Genomic DNA, 6107 nt, shown 5'->3' on the forward strand with positions numbered 1-6107 from the left:
CACAAGTAATAATAAATTGTGCTATTTGTATTCTCTTTGTCATTACATACACAGGGCTAATAGCTCAATACTTGAAGGAATTATCTATCAAATCATTAATACTTGAAGAAATCAGTAAACGTAAAGATGTTTACCAAAAATCCCCTGCTGATATGGTTTCCGCCTTTAATCGTGAAGTCGAAACAGAAAAAGAATATAACGGTAGGCAGTTACTAGAATTGCTGCAAAATGCAGATGATGAACAATCAAAAGATGTTCGAATTGAATTAGATACAGTAAATAATATTTTAATAATTTCTAATAAAGGAGAAAGCGAAAGCTGTACTCCTTTCAGTGCTAAGGGCATTCGATCATTGATGATCTCGAATTTGAGCACTAAAACTTCAAAGAAATATATTGGAAATAAAGGATTAGGATTTCGTTCGATTATTAATTGGAGTGAGACAATATCAATAAATAGCAAAGGGCTAAATATTGAATTTTCTAATGAAATAGTTAACCAAGTATTTGACGAGTTATTCACGCCAGAAGAACGTGCTGATATAAGAGCGGAGCAAAAATTACCAGAAAGTGTTTATCCGATACCCTTTTTATCAATTCCCAAAGTTTCAGAGAAAGCTAATGATAACTGGGTTACAAGTATAAAAATAAATTATAAACCTAGATTCCTTAAAGATATCAAACAGCAAATTAATGGTTTGAAAAATGAAATATTACTATTTTTAAATTCGATTGAAACACTCGAAATATATGTTGATGATGAACCAGTTAAATCTATTCACAAATCTAATTTGGCAAAAAAGTGGACTGTTTTTGAAAAGAATGAAAGATTACCCTCAGAGTATTGGGACAAGGAAAATGAAGAAGAATTTTATGATTTAAAAATAGCTCTTCAAGACGATTTAAGCTGTGACATTAAAGAGCTTTTTGCATACTTTCCTACAAAATTAATTATTGATCTTCCTTTTATTGTTCATGGAACATTCGAACTTAATAGTTCTCGAAATGAAATAAACAATAGCCCTAAAAATCAGTTTATTTTAGAAAAGCTAGTTGAATTAATAATATCCACAGCAAAGAAGTTAACGAAAACTAGTGTCAACTTTAAAGCACTGGAAATGCTTTCATATTCAAACCCTAATAATGTATTGTTCGAACTAGGATTTTATAATGCGATTGATGAAGCAATTGAACATTTAGATATCTTCCCATGTTTAGACGGTAGATATAGAAGAAAATCAGAAGTCTTATTCCTTAACGAGCTTTCTGTATTTGTTCAAGACGTAAAGAAGGAGTATTTGTTTAAGAATCTAATAATTCCTTCTGATGGATCAATTGATATTACAACGTTTGATGTAAAAAATAGTATTAGTACAAAGCCTTTGACAGAGTTAAGTAAAAGCATTACTTGCCTTAAAGAAAGAGCCTCATTAATTTTCATGTTTCATAATTCTTTTAAACATGAAACTAAACTAGAATTTTTAGTTGATAGTAATAGTGATGTAATTTCACTAGACGATGATGTGTACACCCCTTCAACTCAAAAGTTCTCTCTTCCTGATTATGTAAACATAAAGTTTATGCATAAAGAATTATTTGCCCAGCTAATAATTAAGTTTGGAATAGAATCAAGTGATAAAACAAGAGAGCTACAAAAACTTTTAAACGAAATCACAAACATTCAGCAATATCAGCCAGTTCCAGTAATACAGAAAATCATATCTAGCACAAACAAGTTATTAACTGATAACCCATCTACTAACGCTGAATTAATCAGAAAAATGGTTTTATCCTTATATGAAAATTATTTAAAACTGGATAAAACTCAGATACCTAGTGGTACAAAAGTTCAGTTATTGAATAAAAGTGGACTTATCTCAGAAGCAAAGGATTTATATTTATCTAATAGTTATCCATCAGGAAAACTGACTGAGTTTCTATTTGAAGGGATACTTAATGATACAAATTATCTTTCTGATTTTCACTCATTAAGTTTTACCGATCAGGATTTAGAAAGTGTTGAACAATTTTTTCTGTGGTTAGGTGTAAATAAATACACTAAGTTTATTATGCATAAAGACATTCAAAACTATAATTATAGAGATTTTGTTTTTGAACATCGCAAAAAGCCCATAAATTATAGAGGTAACTCTCTTTCATATACTGAAATATCGAAGTTCACTGAAATTGTTGAAAAGATCACACTAGAAAAATTAGTCATTTGGTTTTGTTTAGATCCCTTAATCCAAAAGCAGTTAGATCACTACAGTAATGATGATGTCTTTAAGTATTCCAAGGTTGGTGAGTCTACTACCAGTTATTACCATATACTTAATGCAAATCCGTCCTTCATAACCTATCAAGTAAAATCAAAAGGATTGTTTAATGATTTTTTTGTTGGAAATGCAAATTGGAGTCCATTAATCAATGAACTTGATTTTGACTTTGAATATAAAGCATTTGAAAAATATGATTTAAATAGACCAAGTATTGAAAGTGCTTTGATAAAACTTGGTGCTGTTGATAAATTTGAAAAGCTATCAATTGACTCCGTTAACCGTATTGTTAATTCACTAGCTAAGAAGGCACCAGATGGTAAACAAACACAGACAATATATAAGCTTTGCATTAAACATTTTGAAAAAAATGCTACAATTTTAGATACTTCTAAAACTCTTTTGTTTGCTACCAAAGATGATAAAAAAAGGTACTTCCCTGCTAAAGAGGTTTTTTATAATGGTAATATCAGGCTGCCTAAAAAAATAACATCTACCAAAGCTATATTCAATTACCCTAGACGACAAAGCACTCCAAAAATAATCGAATTATTTGGTATTAATAATTTGAGTTCATTGGAAATAAAAATAGAAAATAAAACGATATTAAAAACGTTGAATGAAGACTTTTCAATATTTCTAGAAAATATCACTCAGTACATACTAGTATATAGAGTTCAAAATATAGAAAAAGACAAGGAAGCTAAAGATGAGCTTGCTAAGTTAAAAAATATCTCAATTAATATTTGTGACCATGTTAGATATACAATTGATAATGATACTTTTGAATTAGATAATAATGATTATGTAAGAGATGGAAAGAGCTATTTCATAAAAGTTGATAAGTATTCTTCATTGAATGATTTGCGGCACAATTTTGAATTTCAAGAATGTTTCGCTGATATTATCGGGCTAGTTTTCGATATCCAAGAAACCAAAGTATTTAGGGATATGGTAAAAGAAGATGACACTTATATCGAACAGACTATTAGGAACGATATTGGTGGAGATGAACTCGTAAGAACACGTGAATTACTGGGCATTTCGGATGAGAAACACTCTTTCTGGAAAACAATTTATACATTAATCGGTAAAGAGTATGAATTTGTAACTGATGAACACCTATTGATCAATGTGGCAGATGACTTAAAAATTAAAAGTGATATAACGGGTATTGATTACTTAAATTTAAATAGCCTTGAAAGCTGTAATAGTATAGTAAGATTGTTCCAAGAATTAAAAGTTGATATTACTCTATTTAATAAGTGTAGCCATTCATATTATAAAATTGACTTCTCTAAATTTCATAAAACAAATTTAAAACAAGCTTTTGAAAGTAACTTATATGATTTTAAGAAGAAGTTGTATTCGTGGTGTATAAATGAAAGTGAAGAGAAGAAGTTTACTAGATATATTAATAATTATGAATATAACGATGATTTTATTCAGCTAGTTTCACAAGAAAACAAATTTATTTTAATTGTCGATTACAGCCAAAACGTTCAGCAGTTCATAAGTGATAAATTTTCTTTAGGTGGTATAAAGGCGACTGAAATAGACTTCCTATCTGTGTATCAACAGAACGAAAAAATAATTAAAATTGATTGCTTAGAAGGCGATGCTGAATACTTAAGTTTGCTCTATTTCTCTCACAAGACAAAAGAGATAACAGATTATATTGATTCTAATACGGCTAAGGAACAAGAAGCTAAGGGCGAACGAGAAAATAGTGCTAAAAAGAATGATAAGCCAATTAAAAAGGCTAATGAGGCTACACTAGGGAAACCAAAGCCTGCAAGTAGCGCTCGTTTTAAAGGCAAGAAACCATATAAACATTCTTCATCAAGTGATAATCGTAAAAAAGAAATTGGCAATGACTCGGAAGAAGACGTTTATGCATATTTAGTTAATGAGTATGGTAAAAACAAGGTTACTTGGATTTCGAAAGATGATGATGGTTATGGTTGCGACATTAAATATATAAATAAAGATGGTGTTACTAAATATGTAGAAGTTAAAACACTTTCTGGAAGTAAATTTCATATATCTAAAAATGAGATAGAGTTCTATAAAGAAAATATAGAACATTATGAAATATTTCTTGTTGGTGATAAAATAAATATAATAAAAAATATAGATTTTGACGATAAAGAAAAGTTCCGTGTTGATGGGAAAGAGTTTATCGTAACTTATAACATTCTTTAACTTTAAAGCTAATTAGGTAACTCCAATCGTAAAGCCTCATCAGGGGCTTTAATTACAACAGTATTATTTTCTTTCAGGTGATGGGATTAGAACTCGAGCTATAGCTAACCAGAAGGTGAATGAACTATGGCTTATGGAGTGACCAAAGATAGCTTTGCTTACAATCAATAGCACCTTATTTGAAACCATTGAGTTTAGAATTATGAATCTCGGGAAAAGTAACAAGATTTATTATTTCAGATAATTTAGCCATTGAATACTTTTTACCATAGCGACCAAATGTCATGCTTTGATGTGTATGCCCAACAAGTTGTGCTACTAGTGATTCTTCAACCCCTTTTTGCTTCAGTTCATCAATGAATGTATGTCTAAAGCCATAAGCAGTAGGGCGAGCCTTTGCAGGCATACCTATTGCCGTCTGTAAGCGTCCAAATTGCTGACAGTAACGTTTTGAGCAGTCTTGCCATTTTCCATCAGGCTTATAATTAAAGAGCTGAATACAACGCGCAGCCTTACGATTAGCTACATAATCTAGAAATCCTTTTCCTATTAAGTGAGGGTGAATAGGTATATAACGTAAACTACTTGCTGTTTTAATGTGTTGACCCTCACCATCTTCAGAAACGACAAAACATTCGATACCATCTTTATTACAAATATCAGCTACACGTAACTGACAGGCTTCTGCTGGACGTAACCCGTGATAAAGCATAATTGCAGTAACCCATTTAAACTCGTCAGGCTTAGCTTGAAAAGCGGCGGAGCGGTATAGTTTCAGCAAATCCTTAATAGACCATCGTTCACGCTCTTCATCTTGAGTTTTCTTCTTTGTTTGTTCTTTAACCGCAATCTCTTGAAATGGGTTTTCTGCGATGTAGTTCATTTGCTTACACCATTTGAAGAATTGACGACATGAGGCTAAATAATCTTTGTTAGTTTTATAGCTTCGTCCTTCTTGATATAAGCGGTCACGAAAGCGAACGGCATCGGCACTGGTGATTTGAGAAATACAATCTAGAGTTAATGCAGATAAGAAGTGGGCTGTACGCTGGTTGAGTTGTTCTATTGTAAGAGGGCGCACTTTAGCGTGTTGCTTTGAAGCAATGAACTCTTCAAGTGCTTTTTGTTGAGTAATGATTGTTTTTGGTTGTATAGCAGCAAGATCCGAAATATTTGTAGTTGTTTGGGGTTGAAGCGAACTAATAGTTCGCACTTGTCGAACAGGTAAGCGGATTGTATCGCGCAGAGTAAAGCTATCTCGTACTTGGTTGACGAGTACATCAACGTTATCACGGAAGGTACTAGGGTTACATTCTTGGAAAGCATCATCGATGAGCTTTCTAAGTTGCGGAACCAGGATGAAATTACGATCGACGGCTTCATCACGTCGTTTAGTGAGTAAAGAAATTTTCAAGTCAAAAGGAAAGCCATTATCACGTAAGGACTTAGGCAAACAAATGCGGGTATAGTAGGTCGAGTTTGGGGCACGAAAAAGGTACATTGTCTCAGTCAATCCTGTGTGATGACTTAATGCAGCCCAAAAAACGAGAAAAGCCCTTGAATAATCAAGGGCTTAATGTTTGGTGGAGGGATAGGGATTTGAATGCTACACCTATCAACTAAAAA

2 protein-coding genes are annotated in these 6107 nt (G+C 32.1%); one reads left to right on the top strand and one right to left on the bottom strand.

The features are described from left to right. The first annotated feature begins 71 nt into the window (after positions 1 to 71). The gene (locus BTO23_RS13940; protein ID WP_105063819.1) at positions 72 to 4481 is read left to right on the top strand and encodes a protein NO VEIN domain-containing protein; all 4410 of its coding nucleotides are present in this window, start codon (positions 72 to 74) and stop codon (positions 4479 to 4481) included. A 175-nt stretch (positions 4482 to 4656) separates the two neighbouring features. Here BTO23_RS13940 and BTO23_RS13945 read toward each other — a convergent pair whose 3' ends face one another. Next, positions 4657 to 5982, bottom strand: a complete 1326-nt coding sequence (locus BTO23_RS13945; RefSeq protein ID WP_105063820.1) for a tyrosine-type recombinase/integrase — start codon at positions 5980 to 5982, stop codon at positions 4657 to 4659. Positions 5983 to 6107: the final 125 nt, after the last annotated feature.

It is taken from the genome of Aliivibrio sifiae (assembly GCF_002954715.1).
In the GTDB taxonomy this organism is placed as follows: Bacteria; Pseudomonadota; Gammaproteobacteria; order Enterobacterales; family Vibrionaceae; genus Aliivibrio; species Aliivibrio sifiae.